Here is a 25442-nt window from a genome sequence, read left to right on the forward strand (position 1 = left end):
AAGTACGCTAGACTTTTTTTATTTTATATAGGATGTAACAGAAGTTAGAATTGTCGCATTTTATCGAAAATAAAGTTATAATAAAGATAGAGTAGAGAAATTTAGGGGGTCTGAACATGTTTCACGTACAAAAAGAATTAGGAAGCCATGAAGCGCTGATTGTTGCCTTATTTGAAGAAGAGCAAACGAGTAGTTTTGTACAAGAACTGGACAAAGCGTTTGAAGGACAATTACAAGTTTTATTAGAAGAAAAAGAACTTTCTACGAAGAAGAAAGCTATTTCAAAAGTACATAGTTTAGGAAAAACAAATGTGAAACGCTATTATTTCGTTGGTTTAGGTAAGAAAGAATCTTATACGACAGAAACATTACGTGCAGCTCTTGGTAAGGCATTTAAAACATTGCAAGCAGCAAAAGTACAAGACGCAGCAATCTTGCTTGATTCTTTCGTAACAGAGAAATTAGACGCGATTGATGTCGCTCATATTGCAGCAGAAGTACAAGGCCTTGGTACATATGAGTTACAAACGTATAAATCAGATAAAAAGGATCGTGTGGAGCTAGAGAAGTTCACGGCTATTACAGCGGAAGATACACAAGAAATTGAAGCTGCATTAACAGTTGGCTACGTACATGGACGTGCAACAAATTCAGCTCGTACACTTGTAAATATGCCGCCAAACGTATTAACAGCGACAAAGCTCGCTGAGTATGCTGTTGAGTTAGCTGAGAAATATGATATGGATTATAAAGTTCTTGAGAAAGAAGAGATGGAAGAGCTTGGTATGGGTGCGTTACTTGCAGTAAACCAAGGTAGTGTAGAGCCACCAAAAATGATCGCTCTTATTTATAAAGGAAAAGAAGAGTGGACAGATGTTATTGGATTCGTTGGAAAAGGAATTACATACGATACAGGCGGTTATTCTTTAAAACCACGTGAAGGCATGGTCGGTATGAAAGGTGATATGGGCGGTGCGGCTGCTGTATTAGGTGCGATGGAAATTATCGGTGAACTTCGCCCAGAGCAAAATGTGATCGCTGTTATTCCATCAACAGATAACGTTGTAAGTGGTACAGCATTTAAGCCAGACGATGTAATCACTTCTATGAGCGGAAAAACAATTGAAGTATTAAATACAGATGCAGAAGGTCGCTTAGCATTAGCTGACGGTATTACGTATGCGAAAAAATTAGGTGCAAACTATCTAATTGATGTTGCGACATTGACAGGTGGTGTAATTGTTGCACTTGGAAATCATACGACAGGTGCAATGACAAACAATGAAGAGTTATTCGAGCAAGTGCTAGAGGCATCTATGGAAACAGATGAATCAATTTGGCAATTACCGATTTTTGATCGTGACAAAGAACGCGTGAGAAACAGTAAGTTTGCTGATTTAAATAACTCACCAGGCCGCGAAGGACATGCGGTTATGGCAGGTACATTCCTAGGTGAATTCGCTGAAGATACACCTTGGGTACATTTAGACATCGCTGGAACATCTGAATCATCAGGAGCGCATGATTTAGGACCAGCTGGAGCGACAGGTGCAATGGTACGTACACTTGCAACGCTTGTTGAACGTTTCGGCGAAGAATAAGATCGTAAGAGAGGGCTGTTCCTACATTTTGGAACAGCCTTTTTTATTGATATATGGTGTTACGGCCGATGTAATTTTACTTTATAGAGAAATTGTATATAAAGTCCCGTTTAAAGCAAAGGAGGTGCGGCCCGTTTCTTCAGAGACAACTAAAATAAGGGCATCGCTTTTTTCTGATAAGCCAATTGCAGCTCTGTGACGTGTCCCTAGTTCAGGATCAACTTCTGTGCTTTTCGTTAATGGAAGAATATTAGCAGCGGAAACAATATGGTTATTTTTAACGAGAACGGCTCCGTCATGAAGAGGGTTCCCTGGATAAAAAATCGATTCGAGCAGTGGTGCGGTTAAATGAGCATGTAATGTTGTTCCAGTTTGAATACAAGATTCAAGTGGCTCGTTTCGTTCCACAACAATAAGAGCACCATGTTTTCTGGCACTTAAATGTTGAACAGCTGTTGTAATGAACTGTGAGCTTTCTGTATAAGGTGATAAATACGCTTGAATATAGTATGTAGCTGCCAGTGTTTGTACATTTGCTAACATATGATGAATATCTTCCATCTTGCACAAAATACATTCATCTTCTTTATCAATTGCCTGTCTCATAATTGATAATTCTTTTTCAGCAATTTCAATCATTTGCTTTGTTTGTATTTTGAGCTCTTCTGACAAGCCCCATTCTTGCATAATCCTCATTCCCTTTAGTGGAGTATTTAATCATAGTGTATACAAATATTCCTAGTAAAATCCTGTTAGATTGTAAAAAATATTGAGATACAGGTTGTTTTTTTCATATAATAAAGGTATGACAAGCGAGAGGAGATAGAAGTATGAACTGGAAACAAGAATTTAGTCGCTGGCTTTCATATGCAGAGTTAGATGCAGAACTAAAAGAACAGTTAGAAAACATGAAGCAAGATGAGAAAAAAATCGAGGACAGCTTTTATAAAAATCTAGAATTCGGCACAGGTGGTATGCGTGGTGAACTTGGTGTTGGTACGAACCGTCTGAACGTATATACAGTTCGTAAAGCGACACAAGGATTAGCGAAGTTTATTGAAAAGTTAGGTGAGGAAGCGAAGAAGCGTGGTGTTGTCGTAGCGTATGATTCTCGTCATAAATCACCTGAGTTCGCAATGGAAGTTGCTGCTACACTAGGTGCACACGGCATTACAACATATGTGTTTGAAAGCTTACGTCCAACGCCAGTGCTTTCTTTCGCAGTTCGTCATTTACATACAGTGAGTGGAATCGTTCTTACTGCAAGTCATAATCCGCCTGAATATAACGGTTATAAAGTATACGGTGAAGATGGTGGACAGTTGCCTCCGAAAGAAGCTGATGAATTAATTAGCTACGTAAACGCAGTGGAAGATGAATTAACAGTTGAGGTTGCTGATGTGGAGCAATTAAAAGCTGACGGTTTATTACATATTATTGGACAAGAAGTCGATGATGCATATGCTGCAGAATTGAACAATGTCATTATTAATAAAGAAATGGTGGAAAAGGCCGGAAAAGATTTAAAAATCGTCTTCACACCACTACACGGAACATCAAATCTTTCTGTACGCCGTGGTTTAAAAGAAGTTGGATTTACAGATGTAACAGTTGTAAAAGAGCAAGAGTTACCAGATCCGAACTTCTCTACAGTAAAATCACCGAACCCAGAAGAGCATGCAGCATTTGAATATGCAATTCGTGAAGGTGAGAAGGTAGGCGCAGATGTGTTAATCGCAACGGATCCTGACGCAGATCGCCTTGGTGTAGCAGTTCGTAATCACGATGGTGAGTTCCAAGTATTAACTGGTAACCAAACAGGTGCATTAATGCTTGATTACTTATTATCTCAAAAGAAAGAAAACGGAACGCTACCAGAGAACGGTGTTGTATTAAAAACAATCGTAACGTCTGAAATTGGTCGTACAATCGCGAAAGCATACGGTTTAGATACAGTTGATACGTTAACTGGATTTAAATTTATCGGTGAGAAAATTAAACAGTATGAAGAAAGCGGACAATACGAATTCCAATTCGGTTATGAGGAAAGCTATGGTTATTTAATCCGTCCATTCTGCCGTGATAAAGATGCAGTACAATCTGTTCTATTTGCATGTGAAGTAGCTGCATACTACAAATCACAAGGTAAAACGTTATATGATGGTCTATTAGAAGTGTTTGAGAAGTACGGTTTCTTCCGTGAAGATCTTGTATCGTTAACGCTAAAAGGAAAAGATGGAGCGGAACAAATCCAAGAAATGATGGCAACATTCCGTGAAAATCCTCCGAAAGAAGTAGCGGGCTTAACAGTTGTAGCAGTTGAAGACTATAAAGCAAGCATTATTACATCTTTACAAGATGGACATAAAGAAGAGATTCACTTACCGAAATCAAATGTGTTAAAATATCAATTAGAAGATGGTTCTTGGTTCTGCCTACGTCCATCTGGAACTGAACCGAAGATTAAGTTCTACTTCGGTGTTCAAGATAATTCTTTACAAAATAGTGAACAAAAGTTACTTACTATTAAAGAAGATATTATGAATCGTTTATAATATAAAGTAATTTTAAGTAGTAAGGAACAAAAGGGAGCGAAATCTCCCTTTTGTTTTATGTAGGAAATGATTGCTATTAATTCCGACAGGAGAGAGGGTATTTTGTGATGAAAAAAGTAAGAAAAGCGATAATCCCAGCAGCTGGATTAGGAACACGTTTTTTACCAGCAACGAAAGCGATGCCGAAAGAAATGTTACCGATTGTTGATAAACCAACTATCCAATACATTGTAGAAGAAGCAGTAAAATCAGGGATCGAAGATATTATTATCGTTACTGGTAAAACGAAGCGTGCTATTGAAGATCATTTTGATAATGCATTTGAGTTAGAGCAAAACTTATTAGAAAAGAAAAAGTATGAGTTACTTGAAAAAGTACAGGCTTCTTCAAAAATGGTAGACATTCACTACATTCGTCAAAAAGAACCAAAAGGATTAGGTCACGCTGTTTGGTGTGCGCGTAAATTCATTGGTGATGAGCCATTCGCTGTTTTATTAGGTGATGATATCGTTCAAGCTGAAAAACCATGTTTACGTCAATTAATTGAAGAATATGATAAAACGCTTTCTTCTGTTATTGGCGTACAAACGGTTCCAGAAGATGAAACACACCGTTACGGAATTATCGATCCGTTAGAGCAGGAAGGACGTCGTTACCAAGTTCGCAATTTCGTTGAGAAACCAGCAGCAGGTACAGCACCTTCAAACTTAGCAATTATGGGACGTTACGTTTTAACACCTGAAATCTTCATGTTCTTAGATCAGCAACATGTTGGTGCTGGTGGCGAAATTCAGTTAACAGATGCTATCCAAAGTTTAAACGAAATTCAACGTGTATTCGCTTACGACTTCGAAGGAAAGCGCTACGACGTAGGTGAAAAGTTAGGATTTGTTCAAACAACAATCGAAATGGCACTGCAACACCCAGAATTACGTGATGACATGGTTACGATGATGAAGAAAATTTTAGAAGAACAAGCGAATCAATAATCTTAATATGTTGATATAATCCCCTTTTGGATGAACAGTAAGGAACGTATTTACTGTTTCCTCTAAAGGGGATTTTTTTGAGAAAAAAAGATACTCTAGAGAGAGTATCTTTACTTTTGATCGGTAGGCTTTAGCTCATCTGCTTTAGATTTAATTTCATCAGAAATAGCGATATTAATATTTCCAGCTGCTTTTTTGTATTCTTGAATCAATGCATTAACGTTTTGATTAAATGAAATTAAGCTACCACTTGGAGATTGGGTTTGTTCGTTAAGCGCAGTGATAATCCCATATATTTTTTTATATTCTTCGTAGGTTTCTTTATACTTATCAGGCTGTTCTTTTGCGGCTTCAGAGACTAACTTTAAATCATTTCCCATTGCGCTATAAAACGTATCAACAGTTGTAATCATTCCGTCAATTTCTGTTCTCTTAGAACTTAGTGCATTATTGAAGTCTTGTCTTTTATCTATTGCACTTGACCATGTAGTTGAATACTCGGATAATACGTAAGAAGCTGCATATTTAAAGGTGTTTATATTATTATAAAAGGATGCTGCCGCAACTAAGTAATTAGCTTCTTTTTTCTTTTGGGCTTGAAGAGCTTGATACTCCTCTTCCATATTTGTTACTTTTGTTATCGTAAAGAGAAGAAAGATGACGGATATAACTGTTGTTAGAAATAGTATTAAAGATGTTATTAAAGATTTTTTTGCTGGTAATTTTCGTACTTTCTTAATTAACCCAATAACAATAAAGATTAAAGCCGCACATAAACTAACTATAGTAAGAATTAAAAAGAAAAATGATAGGCCGTTTCCAAAGGTATATGACATCCCTAACTCACTATTTCCGTATAATTTGTAACTAATGCTCATACCTAGTATGAAAAATAAAAATAATACTCCGGCACTTACTTTAATAAGTGTATTTTTTGATAGATTCACTGATTTTCCTCCAAAACATTGTTCTGATTAGATGTGCAAAATATATGATTTGCTGAATTAGCATAACAAAAATCATTTTTAATATGTGTCGTATATTGTCGAAAAAAACAAAAAAGAGTTATCTTAACATAGTAAGATAACTCTTTTTCTTATGAAATCGTCGAATGAGAATGCTGATAAGCGGAACGACGTACAGCATAGTATATACGAGGTGCGATAATAGCACCGATAATGGTAAATGCAATATCTTTTACTGCGAACCACATCATAATCATCCAAGCAGCTTTATAGCTCATATTACCACCCATGAAGAGATTGACTGCCCCGTACATGTAAGTAGTACCGATAATATACGTTAAAATGATTCCTGTGAACGAAGCAATTGCAAATGTACTGAATGTCGGTCGTTCTTTTTGTTCTACTAGTTTTCCTGATACGTAAGCAACGATAATAAATGCGATAATAAAACCACCAGTAGGATCTAAAAGTGCTCCAAATCCAGCTTTGAAGTTAGCGAAGATTGGTGCACCTGCTACTCCAACGAGCATGTAAACGGTCATTGATAATGCACCAAGTCTACTTCCAAGAAGAAGCCCTGCTAAAATTGCGAAAAATGGTTGCATAGATAATGGGATGCCCGCTACTTGCAGGAATGGTGCCCAAGATACAATATTTGCACCAATGGCCATAAGAGCAACGAACATGGCAGCTAATGCTAAATCTAAAACATGAAATCTTCTCATAATGTTAACCTCCTGTTGTTTTTAGGTTAACATTATCGTAGCGAAAAGATTTACTTGTTGTCAATTAAAATATTTTGATAAGAAGTCTTCAAATAGTCTCTTAACAACGTATAAGGAATACGAAATTGCGGAATTCCACTTGAATAAGGGGCAATCTCATATAAAGGGAAATAAATGACGAGATTGTCCGGTTCTAAAAAGAAGTGGAACTTTTTCGTGCTCATGACTTTTTCAGATGCATCAGGAAAATAAATACTTTCATTTTGTTTAATTTGTCTTACAATCTCAGCACGAATTACTTCTTTGTATGCATCTTTTTGTTGAAATAAATCGTCTAAGTGTAGTAACTTTTTTTCGTTTAAATCGAATGTGTTTGCCTTCCACGTATAAAGACCATGTGCTCCGCCTGTATATTGATAGTAATTCAAATATAGGCTAAGAAAAGGTGGTTTATTTAAAGAGACTTTATAATCAACATTCGCCACGTATGGATGAAATGGTGTACTTGACCCTTCTGTTTCTTTATAATATTTTTTTGCGTCTTTTTCTAATTTGGTTTTAAATTTGTCAGTAGATTTTTTGTAATAGAAATTGAGCTTATTTTGAAATTTAGAATCGGAAAAGTTATGAAAAGAAGGTCTGTTAATTTGATATTCTATATAAGGTTTCTTACCTTTTTGCGTGACAGTCTGAACATCGATTGTCAGGTTAGATGCTTTGGCTGCTAGTGCACAATTTGGTACAATAGTCAGCAAGGAGCACATAAGCAGTAATATACAAAATTTCTGTTTCATTTAGGTGAAACCTCCTTATATAAGTGTTATAAGTAGTTTGAAAATAAATAGGTAAAATTATACATTTTATTAAAGTAAGAGAAGGGGGAAACGATATGGCAAAAACTTTAATGGATTCACTTGGAATTGAGTTGTTAGAGATGACAGAAGATAAGGTGGTTGCTACAATGCCCGTAGATGAGCGTACGCATCAGCCATTTGGATTTTTACATGGTGGTGCTTCTGTTGCGTTGGCGGAAACAGTAGCAAGCGTTGGTTCATACAATTTAATTGATCAAGAAAAATGTATTTGTTTCGGTTTAGAAATTAATGCAAATCACATTCGCTCAAAGAAAGATGGAATTGTAACAGCGATCGGAACACCGATACATAGAGGAAACTCAACGATGGTTTGGGATGTACGTATCATTGATGAGAATGACGATTTATTATGTATTTCAAGATGTACAGTAGCAATTAAAGAAAAACGTGAAAAGTAAAAAAAGAGGCGCTCATTAGAGCAGCCTCTTTTTCTTATAATTAGAACTGGATTTTCTTCTCTAAGAAACCTTTTAGTTCGCTAATTGGCATACGAACTTGTTCCATTGTGTCACGGTCACGTACTGTAACAGCTTTGTCTTCAACTGAGTCGAAGTCATAAGTGATACAGAATGGTGTACCGATTTCGTCTTGACGACGGTAACGTTTACCGATAGAACCAGTTTCGTCAAAGTCTACCATGAAGTCTTTAGCTAGTTCTGCAAATACTTCAGTAGCACCTTCAGATAGCTTTTTAGATAATGGTAAGATAGCTGCTTTGTATGGTGCTAAAGCAGGGTGGAAGCGAAGAACTGTACGAGAATCGTTTTCTAATTGCTCTTCTTCATATGCATCACATAAGAATGCTAATGTTACGCGGTCAGCACCTAAAGATGGCTCGATGCAGTACGGTACGTAACGCTCATTCGTTTGTGGATCAATATAGTTAAAGTCTTCGTTAGAGTGTTCCATGTGACGTTTTAAATCGAAGTCTGTACGAGATGCAACGCCCCATAGTTCGCCCCAACCGAATGGGAATTTGAATTCAATGTCAGTTGTTGCGTTACTGTAGTGAGATAATTCCTCTTCACCGTGGTCACGAAGACGCATGCTTTCTTCAGTCATACCAAGTGAAAGTAACCAGTTCTTACAAGTTTCACGCCAGAATGCGAACCACTCTAAATCTTCACCAGGCTTACAGAAGAATTCAAGTTCCATTTGTTCGAATTCACGTGTACGGAATGTGAAGTTACCAGGCGTGATTTCGTTACGGAAGCTCTTACCGATTTGGCCAATACCAAATGGAAGTTTTTTACGCATAGAGCGTTGTACGTTTTTGAAGTTTACGAAAATACCTTGTGCTGTTTCTGGACGAAGGAAGATTTCGTTTGTGCTAGACTCTGTAACACCTTGGAATGTTTTGAACATTAAGTTGAACTGACGGATTTCAGTGAATTCTTGACTACCGCAATCAGGACATTTTACTTCATGTTCTTTCATTAAGTCAGCCATTTGGTCGAAAGTAAGACCATCAACAACCATTTCGATGCCTTTTGCATCTAATGCATCTTCAATTAATTTGTCAGCACGGTGACGCGCTTTACATTTTTTACAGTCGATCATTGGATCGTTGAAGTTACCAACGTGACCAGAAGCGATCCAAGTTTTTGGGTTCATTAAAATAGCTGCGTCTAAACCAACGTTGTATGGAGATTCTTGAATGAATTTTTTCCACCAAGCTTTTTTAACGTTATTTTTTAATTCGATTCCAAGTGGACCGTAATCCCAAGTGTTTGCAAGACCACCGTAAATTTCAGAACCAGGGAAAACAAAACCGCGATGTTTCGCTAAGTTTACTACTTGTTCCATTGAATACATAAGAAAATCCTCCTTTTGAAAGTTAACGTATTGGCGATGACGTGCTCAGGTAACTTGTGAAACGAGCAGTATATGCTTTGAAAAACATAAAAAAACGCTCATCCCAAGGCTTAATTGCCTAGGGACGAGCGTTTGCCCGCGGTTCCACCCTAGTTGATACACAAAAGGTGCATCCACTTTATCACGTATTGCTCGAGACTGCCGTTTCCTTGCGGCTTCAGGCTTTCACTATCCCTGAATCGCTTTTTGTGCAAGTACTTATAAGTCCGTCATCGCTACTTATATTAATAATAATGAACATATTCTAACACGTTCTTTTTTAAATCTCAATAGAGGAACGCGTCTATCTATGATAGAGTCTCGCCTATTTTTTCATTATTTATTCCGTAATTTTGTTTAATGTGCTTAATTGCTTCACGCCTGCTGAGTGGGGCAAGCTCGTTATTCTGCACGTATTCCCATACAACATTTGGGTTTGTTTTTGCATATTCACGAAGGACCCATCCAATCGCTTTTTGAATGAAAAATTCTTTTGAAGAATGTAGTTGTCCAATAACCCAAAAAAGAAGTTCTTCATCCATCTTTTGTTTATATTTTAGTTGGAATAAAATAGCGGCGCGTTGTAACCATATGTTATCTGATGCAATCCATTTTGGAATATAGGCAGAAATCAATTCTGGATGTTGTAAAAAGATATTACCTAAAAATGTAGGGACGATGCTATCGACAGTGTCCCACCAAGATTTTGTTACAATCAGTTCTTCTAAGAAGGGGATATGCGTTTCGTTTATATGCTTTTTATATTTTTGCATCATATCGAGTGCGGCTGCCTGAAATTCTCGTTCTGGTAAATCCCAAAGCTCACGTACGATAATTTGGAAGTCTTTTGGATCTGGGAGAGTATGTATTTGGATGACGTCTTTTAATAATTGTCTTCTTTCAGGTGTTTGAATACCGAGAAATGGGAAGTGATTTTTCATATAACGTGCCATCAGTTCTGCTTTTTCCGGATTTTTGTGAGCTATGAAATGCTCTTGTAATGCTTTTACAAATGGATGCATCGGTTGTTCTCCTCTCTTATTATCTTACTCCTATTATTATACAGAGAGTTTGGTTGAATTTTAAAACATAACTTGCAATGCAATGAAATATGTTGAGAGTAGAGAGGAGAGGATAAGATGGAAGATCAAGGCTTACTAGCAGGTTTCTTTGCTCTTAGTTTTGCGTTTATTCTTGTTATATTGATTTGGGCAGTTATTGCGTATTTGTTAACGGCTTTTGCACTGTATACGATGGCGAAAAATGATGGTGCAACGGATGGAGTTCTAGCATTTATTCCTTTTTTAAATAGTAAAATATGGGGTGATTTAGCGAAAGATAAATTACCAGATTTCTTGAAAGAAGAAGCAGGATGGAAAGTATTCGGCATATATGTCGCATGTTTCATTTTTAATTTCGTACCAATTTTATATTTAATAGCAACAGCTGTATCCATTGTGTTGTCTATTTATCTTATCTACGCTATTTTAGACAGATATGGAACGAACTCTATATTATTTACGATTATTCATGTCATCACATTTTCAGTGTTCTTGCCGATTCACTTGTTCATTATCAGAAATGAGCCGGTGAGGTATAACGAGTAAGTTTAATTTAAATATGTGTAATGAAAAAAGCGCCCTGGTTATCAGAGCGCTTTTTGTGCTACATAAGGTAGCGTACATAAATATAAATATGAGAAATGATTAATGAAACGATCATAATTGGAAAACCGACTTTTAAGAAGTCCATGTAGCTAAACTTATGTCCTTCGCGGCTTGCGATACCTGCGACAATTACGTTAGCAGAAGCGCCGATTAATGTTCCGTTTCCGCCCAGACAAGCACCTAATGCTAATGCCCACCATAATACGTCGATTTGTGCGTCAGCAGGTGATAAACCTAATCCGACAGCCATATCGTTAATAAGAGGAATCATTGTTGCAACGAATGGAATGTTATCAATTGTTGCAGAGGCGATACCAGATACCCATAAAATAAGGATAGATGCGTAAGAAATATCTCCGCCTGTTATGCCAATTACTTTTTGAGCTAACATTTTAATAAGACCGATATCGATAAGTCCTCCAACGAGTACGAATAGTCCTGCGAAGAAGAAGATTGTTACCCATTCTACACTTGCGAATACTTCTTCAATTTCATGTTCTTTCACACCGATTAACATAAGTACAGTAGCACCAGTTAAAGCGATGATAGCTGCATCAACGTGGAAAATGGAATGAGTCATGAAACCTACAATTGTAAGTCCAAGCACTGTTAAAGATTTTTTCATTAATACTGGATCTTTAATATATTGCTTTTCATCTAAACTCATTAATTTTTTAACTTGTACAGGATCAGCGATTAATTGTTTGCGGTACATGAAGTAAAGTATTGTCGCTGTCACACCAATGATAATAATTACGATTGGCGCTAAGTTTAGTAAGAAAGCATTGAAATCTAAATGCTTATTGGCAGAACCAATCATAATGTTAGGTGGATCACCAATTAATGTTGCTGTTCCCCCAATGTTTGAAAAAATAATTTCAGAAAGTAAATAAGGGACAGGATTTACTTGCAGTATGCGCGTAATAGATAAAGTAACTGGAACAACAAGAAGTACAGTTGTAACGTTATCTAAAAACGCGGAACCAAGTGCAGTAAGTAAGGAAAGTGAAATTAAAATTTTAATTGGATTTCCTTGCGCTCCTTTTGCTGCTTTAATGGCAACGTATTGGAAGACGCCCGATTTACTCGTAATGTTCACCAAAATCATCATACCGATGAGTAGTGTAATCGTCCCCCATTCAATATGTTTCGTAAAGGCATTGTGTAAATCAACAACCCCCATAATTACCATGAGTGCTGCACCAAGAAGTGCGATGACAGCGCGATTAATTTTTTCAGAAATAATAATGGCATATGTAATTAAAAAGACTGCGATAGCAAAATAATACTGCCAGTTTGCGAGCTCTTGCGTTGTTTCGTGCAAAACTCTCATCTCCTTTCATTCACTTTTCTTAGTGTGTCAAAAATTAACTAGATGAAACACACATAACGTCATTATAAAGTAGAAAAATGTCGGATGTAAATGAAAGGGCTTATTTTGTTATATTTTCTGCAAAGGTTACTTTTTCTTATTTTTAAAAATATTTGCGGGCATTTGACATATATATAAGATACATCCAATCTGAATATTTAAAATGGAATTAGCATTCGAGCTTGTTCGTGTAGGAGTGTCAAATAGAAAGGAATGACAAAGATGATAAGGAAGGGATCGTATGAATGAACAACAATTTTTATTTTTGGATTTTGAGTTTACGATGCCCCAGCACAGAAAAAAACCAAAAGGATTTTTCCCGGAGATTATTGAGGTAGGACTCGTTTCGGTTGTTGGCTGTAAGGTAGAAGATACGTATTCAGCTCATGTTAGGCCGAAAACTTTTCCATCTTTAACGGATCGATGTAAGAAGTTTTTAGGGATTAAACAAGAAGTCGTAGATAAAGGAATTTCGTTTCCAGAACTCGTTGAAAAACTTGCAGAATATGAAAAGAGATGTAAACCGACCATTGTTACGTGGGGAAATATGGATATGAAAGTGTTGAAGCATAATTGTGAAAAAGCGGGAGTAGATTTTCCTTTCCAAGGACAGTGTCGTGATTTATCACTTGAGTATAAGAAGTTTTTTGGTGAGAGAAATCAAACAGGACTGTGGAAAGCAATTGAGGCGTATGGAAAAGTAGGGACGGGTAAGCATCATTGTGCGCTAGATGATGCGATGACGACGTATAATATTTTTAAGTTAGTAGAAAAAGATAAAGAGTATTTAGTGAAACCAGCACCTCCAACATTAGGGGAACTCGTTGATTTTTCAAAAGTGTTAAAGAAAGTGAGTACACAGTAACGACCAAATTGCACAGTATGTAATTTGGTCGTTTTGTTTTTTTAAAGTTTATAGTCTTTTTTTAACTGCTCTAATGTTTCTAGACTACGAACTGCAAAAGGTGAATCATCTCCAGAAAATGAATTCATTTGAGTTTCTAATGCTAATTTGAGTGAATCTGTATAATCTGGAATTTCTCCTTCATATTTCTTCACCATTTGCTCTGGAATGTTCGTCTGTTCACGAAAAGCTAAAGCACGTCTTTCGTGGAAAAATGGTACGTCAGCTTGTTTTACGTTATGTAAGTCACCTTGCACCGGATGTTTTAAGACAGCTAATACTTTTACGACGTAACTGCCAGGGCGGCTATTTGTAACTTCGCCAATGTATTTTCCTGTTTTATAAATACCGGTAACGATTTCGCCAATTTCAAATGTTTCTCTCATATTTTTCACCTCAAGTTTATAGTAAGGAAAGTAGGAGAAGGAGTCAAAGAAATCATTCGCTTTCGGAATGCCCCCTTGAGAATGTGGATAGGTTCCACTATAATTTAAGTTAATATAACAGAAAATTCTGATGTTTTGCAAATCCTATAATAAGGAGTGATCTATATGATGCCATTATATTTTCCAGAAGATAAAACAGAATATATTATTCCAGGGGTTGTTTGTGTTCTATTTATTATCGGTGCGGTTGCCACGTGGCGTATGTTCATTCGTGTATCAAAACGAGAAGCAGATCGATTACAGAAAGTTGAAGAAAAGCTGTTAGCTGAAAAGAAACAGTAACTCATTTTTGTATGTTTCCCTCTATGCTCGGACAATCTAAGGGCAGAATGTATTTTGGAGGGAATAAAATGAAAAAACGGCTTTTTTTCAGTTGTTGTTTACTATTTCTGATGGCAGGTTGTGACCAAGGAAAGCCGAAAGAAATTGACGTGAAATTACATAATGCTTCAGGTGATGAAGTGGGGACTGCGAAAGTAGTGCAGCAAACAAGCGGAGTAAAAATTAAGATTAAAGGGGAAGGGTTCACACCTGGCCCGCACGGCATACATGTACATGAAATTGGTGAGTGTAAAGCACCGCGTTTTGAATCATCTGGGAATCATTTTAACCCTGATAATAAAAAGCATGGACTCCTTAATCCGAAGGGTGCAGAAAACGGTGATTTACCGAATGTAATTGCAGACGGTTCTGGGAAAATTAAAGCAGAAATTGATGCGCCACATATAACGCTTGAAGAAGGAAAAACGACGATTCATAGAAAAGATGGAGCGTCTATTATTATTACAGAAAATGCTGATGATGGTATGACACAACCGACAGGTAAATCAGGTGATCGAATTGCTTGTGGTGTTATTGTAAAAAAAGCGTCGGATATGAAGAAAAAGTAAAAGCTACCGTGCGCGGTAGCTTTTTTGTGTAGTATAAGTGAAAATCTATCAGCGATTATTGGAATATATCGACCGTAACTCAAAATATATCGACTTACCGACAAAAGTTGACAAAGGAGGCTGTCCCAAACAGTCTCCTTTCTTATTATGAAAACGTATGGCGCAGCCTATTTAAAATTTCTTCTAAAACAGACCTTGGACAGCCGATGTTAATTCGAATATGTTCTTCGCCGCCTAATCCGTATTTCTCACCAGGCTCAACAATAATTTTTCCTTTTTCTTCGAGCAATTTAGTGCGCTCATCTTGAGAAAGCTGTAGGCGAGAGCAATCAATCCATAATAAAAAGCTACCTTCTGGCTTCGTTACGGAAAGAGTAGGTATGTGATCTTTAATATATTTACAAGCAAATTGAGCATTATCTTCTATATATAATCGGATTTCATTTAGCCAATCATTACATTCTGTATAGGCACTTACCATCGCTGTATAGGCAAATGTATTTAATCCGTGGAAGCCTTGTCTATATTGGATAGATGTAAAGGCTTGACGGAGTTTTTCATTTGGAATGATAATAATCGATGCTTGTAATCCAGCGATATTAAATGTTTTACTTGGAGCCATACAAGTTATCGTGCGCGCTGCTAGTTCTTCAGATAAAGAAGCGAACGGTGTATGTGTATGATTTGCATAAATAATATCGGAATGAATTTCATCTGCGACAACGATTACATTATATTTGGTACATAAAGATCCAAGCTTTGTTAATTCTTCTTTCGTCCAAACACGACCTATCGGGTTGTGAGGACTGCAAAGAAGCATAAGTTTGACGCCTTGTTGAAATTGCTTTTCTAAATGCTCGAAGTCTATCGCATATGTATCATTTTGTTTCTGTAATGGACTTACGCATAATTGTCTATTGTTTGTTGTGACCATTTCGAAAAATGGGGGATAAATAGGTGGTTGTACGAGAATGGATTCGTTTTCCTTTGTGAAGGCCTGTATGCTCGTACTAAGAGCTGGAACGATTCCGGCGCTAAAGACAATCCATTCTTTTTGAATATCCCAGTTGTACTGTTTTTTTGTCCAGTTACAAATAATATCGCCAATATTTTCGGGAGGAAGTGTATAGCCGAAAATAGGATGCTCGATACGTTTCTTTAAAGCAGTTTGAATTGGTTGTGGTACTTCAAAATCCATATCAGCAATCCACGCGTGGATAAGTTCTTCGTTTTTATATGTATCCCATTTTGTACTATGAGTTCCACGGCGATTGACTGCTTTATGAAATAGTTGCATAAGTTTGCTCCCTTCTTCTGTAAAACCGTTAAGTTATGAAAGTTCTCTCTCTTCTTATAGAATAGCTGATGTGATAGGATAAAGAAAAGTATTAAAAAGTGAAAAGGCGGGAAGCGAATGGGTACATATGAAAAGATGATAGAGGTTGTGAAGAATTGGGATCCGTTTCAAATGGGACCGGAGTTTTATGAAACAGAAGCGAGCGATGTTGTGAACGTCGCAAGTGTGTTTGATGATTCAAAATACATCGCAAAGAAGATTCAACATATATACTTTATGTCTTTTGAGGAAGTACCTGCGCTTGAAAAATGTGAGAAGTTAGCTGTGGAATTACTTGTAATAAAAGAAGGCGGAAGTTGTTCATTGTAGGCTGTCGGAATTTCCGACAGCCTCTTTGATATTATTGCGCAGAAAAAGCGATAATTTCTTCATAAACATGTTCCGGTTTTTCTTCAGGTAGTAAATGCCCTGTATTTTCGTAAGAAATAAATTTCGAATTCGGTAAATCTTTGTGCAGACGATGACCTACATGTACAGGGACGACCCGATCTTTTTCACCCCAAATGAGTAGAGTAGGTGTTTCGATTTTTTGTAATTCAGTTGAAGATAAGTCACCTTCACGATCTCGTATCATACGAGTTAAAGCGGGGAATATACGGTTGTCATAAAAAGGAGCAGAGTAACCTGCCTTCATTTCATCGTCAATTAATGAATGATCATGAACGACATTCATTAAGTTATGAACAATGCCGCGCCGTATAATCCAATTCTTTACGTATAAATGAAAGAACGGTAAATAAGAAGAGTACAGTAAAGGTAAAGTTGCGCGTGCTAAATAGCTAGAGCTACATAGTAAAATTGTCTTTGAAATTAATTCAGGACGTATACGGTTTACGTAAAGTGAAATTTGGCCGCCCATAGAATGTCCAACTAACACAATGTTTGAGAGAGATAAGTGTTCAATTAAATCGATTATAATCGTTGCTAAATTATGATAAGAATACTTAAATAGATGAGACTTATCACTCTTCCCGAACGGTGGTAAATCAAGAGCAATGACTGTTCCTTCTTTCGATAATAAAGGAATAAGACGGCGGTAGCTGAATGAGGAAGATAAAAAGCCGTGAACGAGTACGAAAGTAGGACGTTCTGTTTTATTTTCATGTTCATACAATTCGTAATGAACAGTAGTGCCGCGAGTGGAAAAAGTGAAATAAGGACAAGTAGATTCGTGATTCATTTTTTGTCACTCCATTGATTTTTGTTCATATCATTTCCAAGGCAGAAAAAAATATGTTAACAAAAAAAGGCAAGATGACGATGTCATCTTGCCTTTCGTACATTCAGTATTACCCGCGAACAATATTAGGCGGTGTTTTTCCTTGTAACGCTGCAACTAAATTTTCAGCGGCGGTCATAGCCATTTGTTGCCTAGTTTTTAATGTTGCAGATCCGATATGTGGTAAAGTCACAACATTTTGTAAGGATAAGAGCGGATTGTCTTTTTGAATCGGTTCTTGTGTAAAAGTATCGATGCCTGCTGCAAAGATTTTCTTTTCTGTTAACGCATCGATTAACGCTTCTTCATCTACTGTTTTCCCGCGAGAAGCATTAATGAAGATAGCTGTTTCTTTCATGAATGAAAATTCCTTTTCTCCGATAAGATGGTACGTTTCATCTGTTAATGGAGTAAGAAGAACGATAAAGTCAGACTGCTTTAGAAGCGTCTGTAAATCACAATAGGTAGCATCGAATTTTTGTTCAGCTTCTTCTTTTCGGCGACGGTTATAATAAAGAACATCCATATCAAATCCGAATTTCGCTCGTTTTGCAACAGCTTCACCAATTCGGCCCATACCGATAATGCCGATTGTACTATGGTGTACATCTAGCCCAAAGTGTTCTTTTCCAATTTCCGCATTCCATTTACCATTTTTTACGTAGGAGTCGAGTTCACAAACACGACGACCAGCAGATAACATAAGAGCAAAAACGAGGTCAGCTACTGTATCATCTAGTACGTATGGTGTATTTGTTCCGATAACATTATGCTTTTCCATCGCTTGTAAATCAAAATTATCGTAACCGACAGAAATGTTGCTTACTACTTTTAAGTTAGGAGCCGCCTCCAATAATTCTTCATTAATAGCAGATCCGAAATTTAATAAACCATCTTTATCTTGTATTTTCTCTAGTAGAACATCACGAGGTACCTTCTCATTTTGCTCCCATTTTTCATAATCACAGTGTTCTGATAAATAGTTTTCTACAAATGTTGGAACTGGTTCAGCAATATAAACTTTTGGTTTCACGATTCCATCCCCTTTCGCTTTATCATGCATTTTTCTGCTGATTAAAGTTTCACTTTACCCCGCTTTAACGAGCAGTAAGACTCCCACCTAAAAAGACGGTTGAGACAAAGAAGTGAGGTGGGAGATCAACTGCTCGTAAAAGCCCGATTGGTGTGGGCTAATAATCCATGGGGTGAACCTTTCCATGGATTAAAGTTTCACTTTATTTTGACATAATTCACTAAAAAAATCTTCTTTTCAAACTGGAAAGGCTATTTGTATAATTTAGACACAAACGAAAAGGAAGGATGATTTATATGGTGACAGAAAAAGAATTAGAATTATTAGCTTGTCTTGAAAAAAGTAGTCGATTAACTGTAGATACATTAGCGAAGCTGTTAAATATAGAAGTAGAAGAAGTAAAGAAAATGGTTGAAAAATTAGAAGCGGAAAAGATTATCGTGGATTATGTCACACATATCGATTGGACGAAGGTGAAAGAACATACAGGTTTAACGGCAATGATTGATGTGAAAGTTACGCCAAAGCACGGCGTTGGGTTCGATGCGGTTGCTGAGCAAATTTATCGTTATTCAGAAGTGAAATCTGTGTATTTAATGTCAGGGACATATGACCTTTCTATTACATTAGAAGGAAAGACAATGGGAGAAGTGGCGATGTTTGTTTCTGAGAAATTAGCAACAATTGAATCTGTCGTTTCTACGACAACGCATTTTATTTTGAAGAAGTATAAACATGAGGGAATTATTTATGAAAAAAACGATGATGATAAGCGAATTGTGGTGACGCCATGAAGCAATTTGAACTATCTAGAGCAGCAGAATCTTTACAACCATCTGGTATTCGAAAGTTTTTCGATTTAGCAGCAAATATGAAAGGTGTTATTTCGCTTGGAGTAGGAGAGCCTGATTTCGTTACACCTTGGAATGTGAGGCAAGCATGTATCCGTTCTTTAGAACAAGGATATACGTCATATACAGCAAATGCAGGATTATTGGAGCTCCGTCAAGAAATAGCAAAGTATCTAAAAAAACAATTTGCAGTTTCTTATGATCCAAACGATGAAATCATTGTTACAGTTGGAGCAAGTCAGGCGTTAGATGTAGCGATGCGCGCCATTATAAATCCTGATGATGAAGTACTCATTATTGAGCCAAGTTTCGTTTCTTATGCCCCGCTTGTGACATTAGCTGGAGGCGTTCCAGTTCCTGTGGCGACTACTTTAGAAAATGAATTTAAAGTACAACCAGAACAAATTGAGGCAGCTATTACAGCGAAGACAAAGGCAGTTTTACTTTGTTCACCAAATAACCCAACAGGTGCAATGTTAAATAAGTCCGAGCTTGAAGAAATAGCAGTGATTGTTGAGAAGTACAATTTAATCGTATTATCTGATGAAATTTATGCAGAACTTGTATACGACGAAGCATATACAAGTTTCGCGAGTATTAAAAATATGCGCGAGCATACGATTTTAATTTCGGGATTTTCAAAAGGATTTGCAATGACAGGATGGCGTCTTGGTATGATTGCAGCTCCTGTTCATTTTTCAGAATTAATGCTCAAAATTCACCAATATTCTATGATGTGTGCCCCAACGATGTCTCAGTTTGCAGCACTTGAAGCGTTACGTGCGGGGAATGATGAAGTAATTCGGATGAGAGATAGTTATAAGAAACGCCGTAATTTTATGACGACATCTTTCAATGAAATGGGATTAACGTGTCACGTGCCGGGTGGAGCATTTTATGTCTTTCCTTCAATTTCTTCAACTGGACTATCTTCAGCGGAATTTGCAGAACAGTTATTATTAGAAGAAAAAGTGGCTGTTGTACCTGGAAGTGTATTTGGAGAAAGTGGCGAAGGGTTTATTCGTTGTTCGTATGCAACATCGCTTGAACAGCTTATGGAAGCAATGAAGAGAATGGAACGGTTTATAGAGAATAAAAAAAGGACAAAACACAATACGTTTTGTCCATAAAAGGGGGGGAATACTAGAAAGCCATGTGTTAGTATTCTATCCTAATATTGGAGAATTATACTTACTTAAGGAAATTTTTTCATGAATTTTGAATGAGCTCTGTCATAGTGGTATAATTTACTAATATAAGGTATGCGTATCCTGAGTTGCTTTACTTACGGTACGTATTAACTAATCGGATATTTAACAATAAATCATCTGCTTTGCTATCTACAATTGTAGAGAAAATGGTAAACGTATGGGAGTGTTTCATATGTCAGAACAATATACAACAGGAGTGGTTGTAACAGGGAAAGTGACTGGGATTCAAGATTACGGTGCATTTGTAGCGTTAGATGCAGAAACACAAGGACTTGTGCATATATCTGAAATTACAAATGGATATGTAAAGGATATTCATGACTTTTTAAAAGTCGGCGATACAGTAGAAGTAAAAGTACTTTCAATTGATGAAGAACACAGAAAAATGAGTTTATCGTTAAAAGCGGCGAAAAGAAAACAAGGACGGATTCTTATACCGAATCCATCTAAGGACGGATTTAATACGCTGCGAGAAAAGCTAACAGAATGGATTGAAGAGTCCGAGTTAACAAAATAAAAGAGGAGCGCATATGAGCGTTCCTCTTTTACTTTTTCTTATGATATATATTTGCAAATATGATTGCATGCAATCATATTCGTATGTCGAAGGTGAGTAAGGACATACTGACTAGCGAATTTCGTTCGTTTCCGGGTGAGTACCAAGATTTTCTGATGGTTTAAAGAGTAAACCAAGATTAATCAGCCCAGAAATACCGACGATGCCGTAAATAATACGTGCAAGAGCTGAGTTTTGTCCACCGAAAATGGCTGCCACTAAGTCAAACTGGAAGAACCCAATTAATCCCCAGTTTACAGCGCCAATTACAGTAAAGACTAATGCGATACGTTGCAAAGTACTCATGAAAAAGCCCCCCTTAATTGTGAAGCATGAGCAAGCGATGAGTTAATTAACTCTTTTATAGAATGGGGTAGTTATGTTGTTTTTATACATAAAAAATGTTCAAAATAGGATGTATATACATCTATACCGAAAAATGCGAATTTTTATGCAAAAAATGAACTTTTTTTAAAAAATATATATTGGTTACGTTTACAAGGGGTGAATCGCTTGATTTACAACTTCAGTTTCGCTAAAGTGAATACAGAAATACATATCCATAATTGGAGGGAAAAAGATGAGTACACATGTAACGTTCGACTATTCTAAAGCGTTATCCTTCATCGGTGAACATGAAATCACTTATTTACGTGATGCAGTGAAAGTAACACATCACGCAATCCACGAAAAAACTGGAGCTGGGAACGATTTCCTTGGGTGGGTAGACCTTCCGCTTCAATATGACAAAGAAGAATTTGCTCGCATTCAAAAATGCGCAGAAAAAATTAAAAATGACTCTGACATTTTACTTGTTGTAGGTATCGGTGGTTCTTACCTAGGAGCACGTGCAGCAATTGAAATGTTAAACCATTCTTTCTACAACACACTTTCTAAAGAACAACGTAAAACTCCACAAGTGCTATTTGTTGGACAAAACATTAGCTCCACTTACATGAAAGATTTAATGGATGTACTAGAAGGTAAAGACTTCTCTATTAACGTTATTTCCAAATCAGGTACAACAACAGAGCCAGCACTAGCATTCCGTATTTTCCGTAAGTTATTAGAAGAAAAGTATGGAAAAGAAGAAGCTCGCAAACGTATTTATGCAACTACAGATAAAGCGCGTGGTGCATTAAAAACATTAGCTGATAATGAAGGTTACGAAACATTCGTTATTCCAGATGATGTTGGAGGACGTTTCTCTGTATTAACGCCAGTTGGTTTATTGCCAATCGCAGTGAGTGGCTTAAATATTGAAGAGATGATGAAAGGTGCAGCTGCTGGTCGTGAGGACTTCGGTACATCAGAACTAGAAGAAAACCCAGCTTACCAATACGCAGTAGTTCGTAACGCTCTATACAATAAAGGAAAAACAATTGAAATGCTTGTTAACTATGAGCCAGCACTTCAATACTTCGCTGAGTGGTGGAAACAGTTATTTGGTGAAAGTGAAGGAAAAGATCAAAAAGGTATTTTCCCATCTTCAGCAAACTTCTCAACTGACTTACATTCATTAGGTCAATACGTTCAAGAAGGTCGTCGTGACTTATTTGAAACAGTTCTAAAAGTAGGTAAACCTACACATGAACTAACAATCGAATCAGAAGAAAACGATTTAGATGGATTAAACTACCTTGCTGGTGAAACTGTAGACTTCGTAAACACGAAAGCATACGAAGGTACATTACTTGCACATAGCGATGGCGGAGTACCAAACTTAATCGTAAATATTCCTGAATTAAATGAGTACACATTTGGTTACCTTGTATACTTCTTCGAAAAAGCATGTGCGATGAGCGGCTACTTATTAGGCGTAAATCCATTTGACCAACCAGGAGTAGAAGCATACAAGAAAAACATGTTTGCTTTACTTGGTAAACCAGGATTTGAAGAATTAAAAGCAGAATTAGAAGAGCGTTTAAAATAATAAAAAGCGGCCGGATTCCGGCCGCTTTTTATCATTTCATCGAAAAGTCCATCAGTATATTCAAACTAGAGTGGGTATGCTAAAGAAAAAGTCTAGGAGGGATGGGCTTGATTCCGATTCAATCAAATTTAGAAGGACGTACATATGCGTTATATAAGTTAGAAGAAATAATGAAGCCACTTGGATATAGCATTGGTGGCAACTGGGATTATGATAAAGGATGCTTTGATTATAAAATCGATGAAGAAGACGGCTATCAATTTTTACGAGTGCCATTTACAGCCATTGATGGAGAACTAGATGTACCAGGCGTAATAGTTCGTCTTGGAACGCCGTATATTCTTTCGCACGTATATCAAGACGAACTAGATGATCATGTAAATACGTTAACAGCTGGAACGAGTGGAATGGATCAATTTGCTGAGCCGAAAGATCCAGATGGAGATGTGAAAAGAAAATATATCAATATTGGGAAAGTGCTCATGCAAGAATTAGAGCGTCATTTTACTAATGGTGAATAACAATGAGTATGTCGCTTTCAATGAGAACAAAGGAATGAACTGGATTAATCATATATTGTTCGTCGCGCTTTATACCTAGTAAGAGAATGTTTTGTTTTAAAAGAGTATAGCTACAATTGGCAAAAGTTTGTCCGGTGCAGGACATGGGAAGCTCCATCAGTTGTAATTTATTATCAGAGATTTCGTCGTAAAGTGAAAATAGTACACCTGAAATGGAAGGGAATAAAAGAGAAGCGGTAAATACATAGCTCGTTAATTTATTTCCTTCTATAATTTCTGACACGCCAGCTCTCGTTGCATTTTGTATTTGTTCAGAAGTAAGAAGTTCAGCGATGCAGTGAATGTTTGGGTTGAGCCCTTTTGCAGTTAAAATATTTAAAATGGACTGTGTATCCGCTAAGCTTTCGTTTTTTTCTTTATCGGCTGTTATTAATATGGTGTGTGCCGTTGTAATATTAGCTTTTAATAACGTTTGATCGTGATGGGGGCACCCCTTTATAAATTCTAAATGATGAAATGGTTTTGGCAGTAAAGAAAGTGTTTCATCAATTAAAACGATATCAAGGTTTGGTTGTAGTACGTGCATTTGTTTTACAACATGTTTTGCTCGTTCATTCCAGCCGACAATAATCATATGACCGTTAGAAGTCGCAGCTTCTTCTCCTTTAATTTTCATATATTGTTTATTAATCATTTCAGTAGCAAACAGCACCATATAATAAGAACAAAATCCAGTTCCTAATAAAATAATACTCATACCGATAAGTTTCCCGATTAGTGTATGAGGGGCAAAGTCACCATAGCCAACAGTGAAAATTGTAACGATTGACCACCAAATTCCATCAAACCATGTGGTAAAGTGCGATGGTTCTAATCTATGTATAAGAAAGCCGGAAAAAGCAGTAAGTATAACAATAAAGCAAATTAAACGAAAAATAATGGAATCACGAAATGTATCTACTAAATTCGGACGGGATTTCAATTGCCTATTCCTCCTTACTTTGCAGGACTACATTCATTGTTGCCATTATAGAAAAAAGAAAAACTCTCTAATTTAAAAGAGAGTTTGTTTTACGTTACATACTTTCCACTTCAGTTTGTTGAACACTTTCGAGATGCTGGAGAGCATAGTAAACATCAGCAGTATGTCTTTTTTGATCGATACATAATTTAAGATGTAAATAGTGAGAACCATTTTCTAACGTTTTAAGCTTCATATTCTTCACTTTTATATCCATTTCTTTTATTTCTTCAATTACAACCGGGATATTGTCCATATTTCGCACAACAAGTTTTACTGCGATATCACGTTGACGAAATGACCTAGGTCCTACAAATTTCATTGTTAACGGTATAAGTTCAACGCTAATCATAAGGAAACACATCCCGAAAATCGCTTCGATATAGAATCCGGCTCCAACAGCAATACCAATACCAGATGCACCCCAAATCATAGCAGCAGTCGTTAATCCGGCAATACTATCGTTTCCTCTACGTAAAATAACACCGGCACCTAAAAAACCAATCCCTGATACAATTTGAGCGGCAAGTCGAAGTGGGTCCATATTCATATGATCAGTATGTGGTAAATTGTAAGCTGCTTTAATAGAAACAATGGTCAGGAGGCAACTAATGATAGAAATAACTAAACACGTTTTTAAACCAAGTGGTTTACGTTTTAATTCGCGCTCTAAACCGATGGCGAACCCTAAAATAGCCGAGAGACCTAGTTTGATTAATAAATCGGTATAGTCCATATATATTCCTCCTTGTATGGTATCGTATATAAATAAAACGTTTATTATAGAAAGAAACGTTTTTGGATAGAGTGACTTTATATAGAATATATGTAGGAATCTCTTAGAAATGAAAGAGATATTTCGTTTAAGTATATGATATTAAAAAAGAAATGTAGTTA

28 protein-coding genes are annotated in these 25442 nt (G+C 36.7%); 14 read left to right on the forward strand and 14 right to left on the reverse strand.

The genetic code is table 11. The features are described 5' to 3' along the window. Positions 1 to 116: 116 nt before the first annotated feature. On the forward strand, positions 117 to 1601 hold the full coding sequence (pepA, locus tag QCI73_RS02885; protein WP_000469183.1) for a cytosol aminopeptidase: 1485 nt from the start codon (positions 117 to 119) through the stop codon (positions 1599 to 1601). Between the two features lie 81 nt (positions 1602 to 1682). Here pepA and cdaS read toward each other — a convergent pair whose 3' ends face one another. After that, on the reverse strand, positions 1683 to 2288 hold the full coding sequence (cdaS, locus tag QCI73_RS02890) for a sporulation-specific diadenylate cyclase CdaS (protein ID WP_001158738.1): 606 nt from the start codon (positions 2286 to 2288) through the stop codon (positions 1683 to 1685). A 143-nt stretch (positions 2289 to 2431) separates the two neighbouring features. Between cdaS and QCI73_RS02895 the strand changes: the two genes are divergently transcribed. Continuing rightward, positions 2432 to 4156 (forward strand): phospho-sugar mutase, encoded by a 1725-nt coding sequence (locus tag QCI73_RS02895; protein ID WP_353822477.1) that lies wholly within the window; start codon positions 2432 to 2434, stop codon positions 4154 to 4156. 107 nt (positions 4157 to 4263) lie between these two features. Beyond that, a complete protein-coding gene (galU, locus tag QCI73_RS02900; RefSeq protein WP_262724380.1) occupies positions 4264 to 5145 on the forward strand; it encodes a UTP--glucose-1-phosphate uridylyltransferase GalU in 882 nt (293 codons plus the stop codon). 110 nt (positions 5146 to 5255) lie between these two features. On the opposite strand, the gene QCI73_RS02905 is transcribed toward galU, so the two are convergent. From QCI73_RS02905 to QCI73_RS02915, 3 genes are all read right to left on the reverse strand, one after another. After that, the gene (locus QCI73_RS02905; RefSeq protein ID WP_353822478.1) at positions 5256 to 6092 is read right to left on the reverse strand and encodes a hypothetical protein; all 837 of its coding nucleotides are present in this window, start codon (positions 6090 to 6092) and stop codon (positions 5256 to 5258) included. A 149-nt stretch (positions 6093 to 6241) separates the two neighbouring features. Then, positions 6242 to 6835: a biotin transporter BioY gene (locus QCI73_RS02910; protein WP_001252165.1), complete on the reverse strand. Its 594-nt coding sequence runs from the start codon at positions 6833 to 6835 to the stop codon at positions 6242 to 6244. 50 nt (positions 6836 to 6885) lie between these two features. Then, a complete protein-coding gene (locus QCI73_RS02915; protein ID WP_353822479.1) occupies positions 6886 to 7629 on the reverse strand; it encodes a DUF3298 and DUF4163 domain-containing protein in 744 nt (247 codons plus the stop codon). Between the two features lie 95 nt (positions 7630 to 7724). On the opposite strand from QCI73_RS02915, the gene QCI73_RS02920 reads away from it, so the two are divergent. Then, positions 7725 to 8108 (forward strand): hotdog fold thioesterase, encoded by a 384-nt coding sequence (locus QCI73_RS02920; RefSeq protein WP_001140611.1) that lies wholly within the window; start codon positions 7725 to 7727, stop codon positions 8106 to 8108. Positions 8109 to 8148: 40 nt separating this feature from the next. On the opposite strand, the gene QCI73_RS02925 is transcribed toward QCI73_RS02920, so the two are convergent. Next, a complete protein-coding gene (locus QCI73_RS02925) occupies positions 8149 to 9525 on the reverse strand; it encodes a glycine--tRNA ligase (protein ID WP_353822480.1) in 1377 nt (458 codons plus the stop codon). Positions 9526 to 9872: 347 nt separating this feature from the next. Continuing rightward, positions 9873 to 10586, reverse strand: coding sequence for a DNA alkylation repair protein (locus QCI73_RS02930; protein ID WP_353822481.1), 714 nt, complete (start codon positions 10584 to 10586; stop codon positions 9873 to 9875). Between the two features lie 117 nt (positions 10587 to 10703). On the opposite strand from QCI73_RS02930, the gene QCI73_RS02935 reads away from it, so the two are divergent. Beyond that, the gene (locus QCI73_RS02935; RefSeq protein WP_000390057.1) at positions 10704 to 11171 is read left to right on the forward strand and encodes a hypothetical protein; all 468 of its coding nucleotides are present in this window, start codon (positions 10704 to 10706) and stop codon (positions 11169 to 11171) included. A 58-nt stretch (positions 11172 to 11229) separates the two neighbouring features. Here QCI73_RS02935 and QCI73_RS02940 read toward each other — a convergent pair whose 3' ends face one another. Beyond that, positions 11230 to 12555 (reverse strand): ArsB/NhaD family transporter, encoded by a 1326-nt coding sequence (locus tag QCI73_RS02940; RefSeq protein ID WP_000545225.1) that lies wholly within the window; start codon positions 12553 to 12555, stop codon positions 11230 to 11232. Positions 12556 to 12844: 289 nt separating this feature from the next. Between QCI73_RS02940 and kapD the strand changes: the two genes are divergently transcribed. Next, positions 12845 to 13468: a 3'-5' exonuclease KapD gene (gene kapD / locus QCI73_RS02945; RefSeq protein WP_001005369.1), complete on the forward strand. Its 624-nt coding sequence runs from the start codon at positions 12845 to 12847 to the stop codon at positions 13466 to 13468. 41 nt (positions 13469 to 13509) lie between these two features. On the opposite strand, the gene kapB is transcribed toward kapD, so the two are convergent. Next, a complete protein-coding gene (gene kapB, locus QCI73_RS02950; RefSeq protein WP_327922654.1) occupies positions 13510 to 13893 on the reverse strand; it encodes a kinase-associated lipoprotein KapB in 384 nt (127 codons plus the stop codon). A 165-nt stretch (positions 13894 to 14058) separates the two neighbouring features. Here kapB and QCI73_RS02955 point away from each other — a divergent pair, with 165 nt between their 5' ends. Both QCI73_RS02955 and sodC read left to right on the forward strand, forming a co-directional pair. Beyond that, positions 14059 to 14235 carry a hypothetical protein gene (locus QCI73_RS02955; RefSeq protein ID WP_327922653.1) on the forward strand — a complete coding sequence of 59 codons (177 nt, stop codon included), beginning with the start codon at positions 14059 to 14061 and terminating at the stop codon, positions 14233 to 14235. Between the two features lie 68 nt (positions 14236 to 14303). Beyond that, a complete protein-coding gene (sodC, locus tag QCI73_RS02960; protein ID WP_000746511.1) occupies positions 14304 to 14843 on the forward strand; it encodes a superoxide dismutase [Cu-Zn] in 540 nt (179 codons plus the stop codon). Between the two features lie 145 nt (positions 14844 to 14988). Here sodC and QCI73_RS02965 read toward each other — a convergent pair whose 3' ends face one another. Continuing rightward, on the reverse strand, positions 14989 to 16140 hold the full coding sequence (locus QCI73_RS02965; RefSeq protein ID WP_353822482.1) for a MalY/PatB family protein: 1152 nt from the start codon (positions 16138 to 16140) through the stop codon (positions 14989 to 14991). Positions 16141 to 16257: 117 nt separating this feature from the next. On the opposite strand from QCI73_RS02965, the gene QCI73_RS02970 reads away from it, so the two are divergent. Further along, on the forward strand, positions 16258 to 16509 hold the full coding sequence (locus QCI73_RS02970) for a YugE family protein (protein WP_000537636.1): 252 nt from the start codon (positions 16258 to 16260) through the stop codon (positions 16507 to 16509). A gap of 31 nt (positions 16510 to 16540) precedes the next feature. On the opposite strand, the gene QCI73_RS02975 is transcribed toward QCI73_RS02970, so the two are convergent. Further along, positions 16541 to 17380 carry an alpha/beta fold hydrolase gene (locus QCI73_RS02975; protein ID WP_001015187.1) on the reverse strand — a complete coding sequence of 280 codons (840 nt, stop codon included), beginning with the start codon at positions 17378 to 17380 and terminating at the stop codon, positions 16541 to 16543. A gap of 109 nt (positions 17381 to 17489) precedes the next feature. After that, positions 17490 to 18482 carry a 2-hydroxyacid dehydrogenase gene (locus QCI73_RS02980; protein ID WP_353822483.1) on the reverse strand — a complete coding sequence of 331 codons (993 nt, stop codon included), beginning with the start codon at positions 18480 to 18482 and terminating at the stop codon, positions 17490 to 17492. Between the two features lie 266 nt (positions 18483 to 18748). On the opposite strand from QCI73_RS02980, the gene QCI73_RS02985 reads away from it, so the two are divergent. The 3 genes from QCI73_RS02985 to yugI all read left to right on the forward strand — a co-directional run bounded on the left by QCI73_RS02985 (position 18749) and on the right by yugI (position 21031). Beyond that, positions 18749 to 19246, forward strand: a complete 498-nt coding sequence (locus tag QCI73_RS02985; protein ID WP_000255706.1) for an Lrp/AsnC family transcriptional regulator — start codon at positions 18749 to 18751, stop codon at positions 19244 to 19246. Then, the gene (locus QCI73_RS02990; RefSeq protein WP_327922650.1) at positions 19243 to 20433 is read left to right on the forward strand and encodes an aminotransferase; all 1191 of its coding nucleotides are present in this window, start codon (positions 19243 to 19245) and stop codon (positions 20431 to 20433) included. The genes QCI73_RS02985 and QCI73_RS02990 overlap by 4 nt, the downstream gene beginning before the upstream one ends. 253 nt (positions 20434 to 20686) lie before the next feature. Continuing rightward, positions 20687 to 21031, forward strand: coding sequence for a S1 domain-containing post-transcriptional regulator GSP13 (yugI, locus tag QCI73_RS02995; protein ID WP_000003767.1), 345 nt, complete (start codon positions 20687 to 20689; stop codon positions 21029 to 21031). A 111-nt stretch (positions 21032 to 21142) separates the two neighbouring features. Here yugI and QCI73_RS03000 read toward each other — a convergent pair whose 3' ends face one another. Then, positions 21143 to 21376: a DUF378 domain-containing protein gene (locus tag QCI73_RS03000; RefSeq protein ID WP_000105788.1), complete on the reverse strand. Its 234-nt coding sequence runs from the start codon at positions 21374 to 21376 to the stop codon at positions 21143 to 21145. Between the two features lie 274 nt (positions 21377 to 21650). On the opposite strand from QCI73_RS03000, the gene QCI73_RS03005 reads away from it, so the two are divergent. Together QCI73_RS03005 and QCI73_RS03010 are read left to right on the forward strand one after the other, a co-directional pair. Continuing rightward, positions 21651 to 23003 (forward strand): glucose-6-phosphate isomerase, encoded by a 1353-nt coding sequence (locus tag QCI73_RS03005; RefSeq protein WP_000103660.1) that lies wholly within the window; start codon positions 21651 to 21653, stop codon positions 23001 to 23003. A 107-nt stretch (positions 23004 to 23110) separates the two neighbouring features. Further along, entirely contained in the window at positions 23111 to 23524 is a 414-nt protein-coding gene (locus QCI73_RS03010; protein WP_000612332.1) for a YugN-like family protein, read from the forward strand. Here QCI73_RS03010 and QCI73_RS03015 read toward each other — a convergent pair. Then, positions 23511 to 24506 (reverse strand): potassium channel family protein, encoded by a 996-nt coding sequence (locus tag QCI73_RS03015; protein WP_000842328.1) that lies wholly within the window; start codon positions 24504 to 24506, stop codon positions 23511 to 23513. The genes QCI73_RS03010 and QCI73_RS03015 overlap by 14 nt on opposite strands. Positions 24507 to 24600: 94 nt before the next feature. Next, positions 24601 to 25281, reverse strand: a complete 681-nt coding sequence (locus tag QCI73_RS03020) for an MgtC/SapB family protein (RefSeq protein ID WP_000386681.1) — start codon at positions 25279 to 25281, stop codon at positions 24601 to 24603. Between the last annotated feature and the right edge of the window lie 161 nt (positions 25282 to 25442).

The sequence above is a fragment of the Bacillus cereus group sp. MG16 genome, assembly GCF_040459875.1.
Classification (GTDB): Bacteria; Bacillota; Bacilli; order Bacillales; family Bacillaceae_G; genus Bacillus_A; species Bacillus_A paranthracis.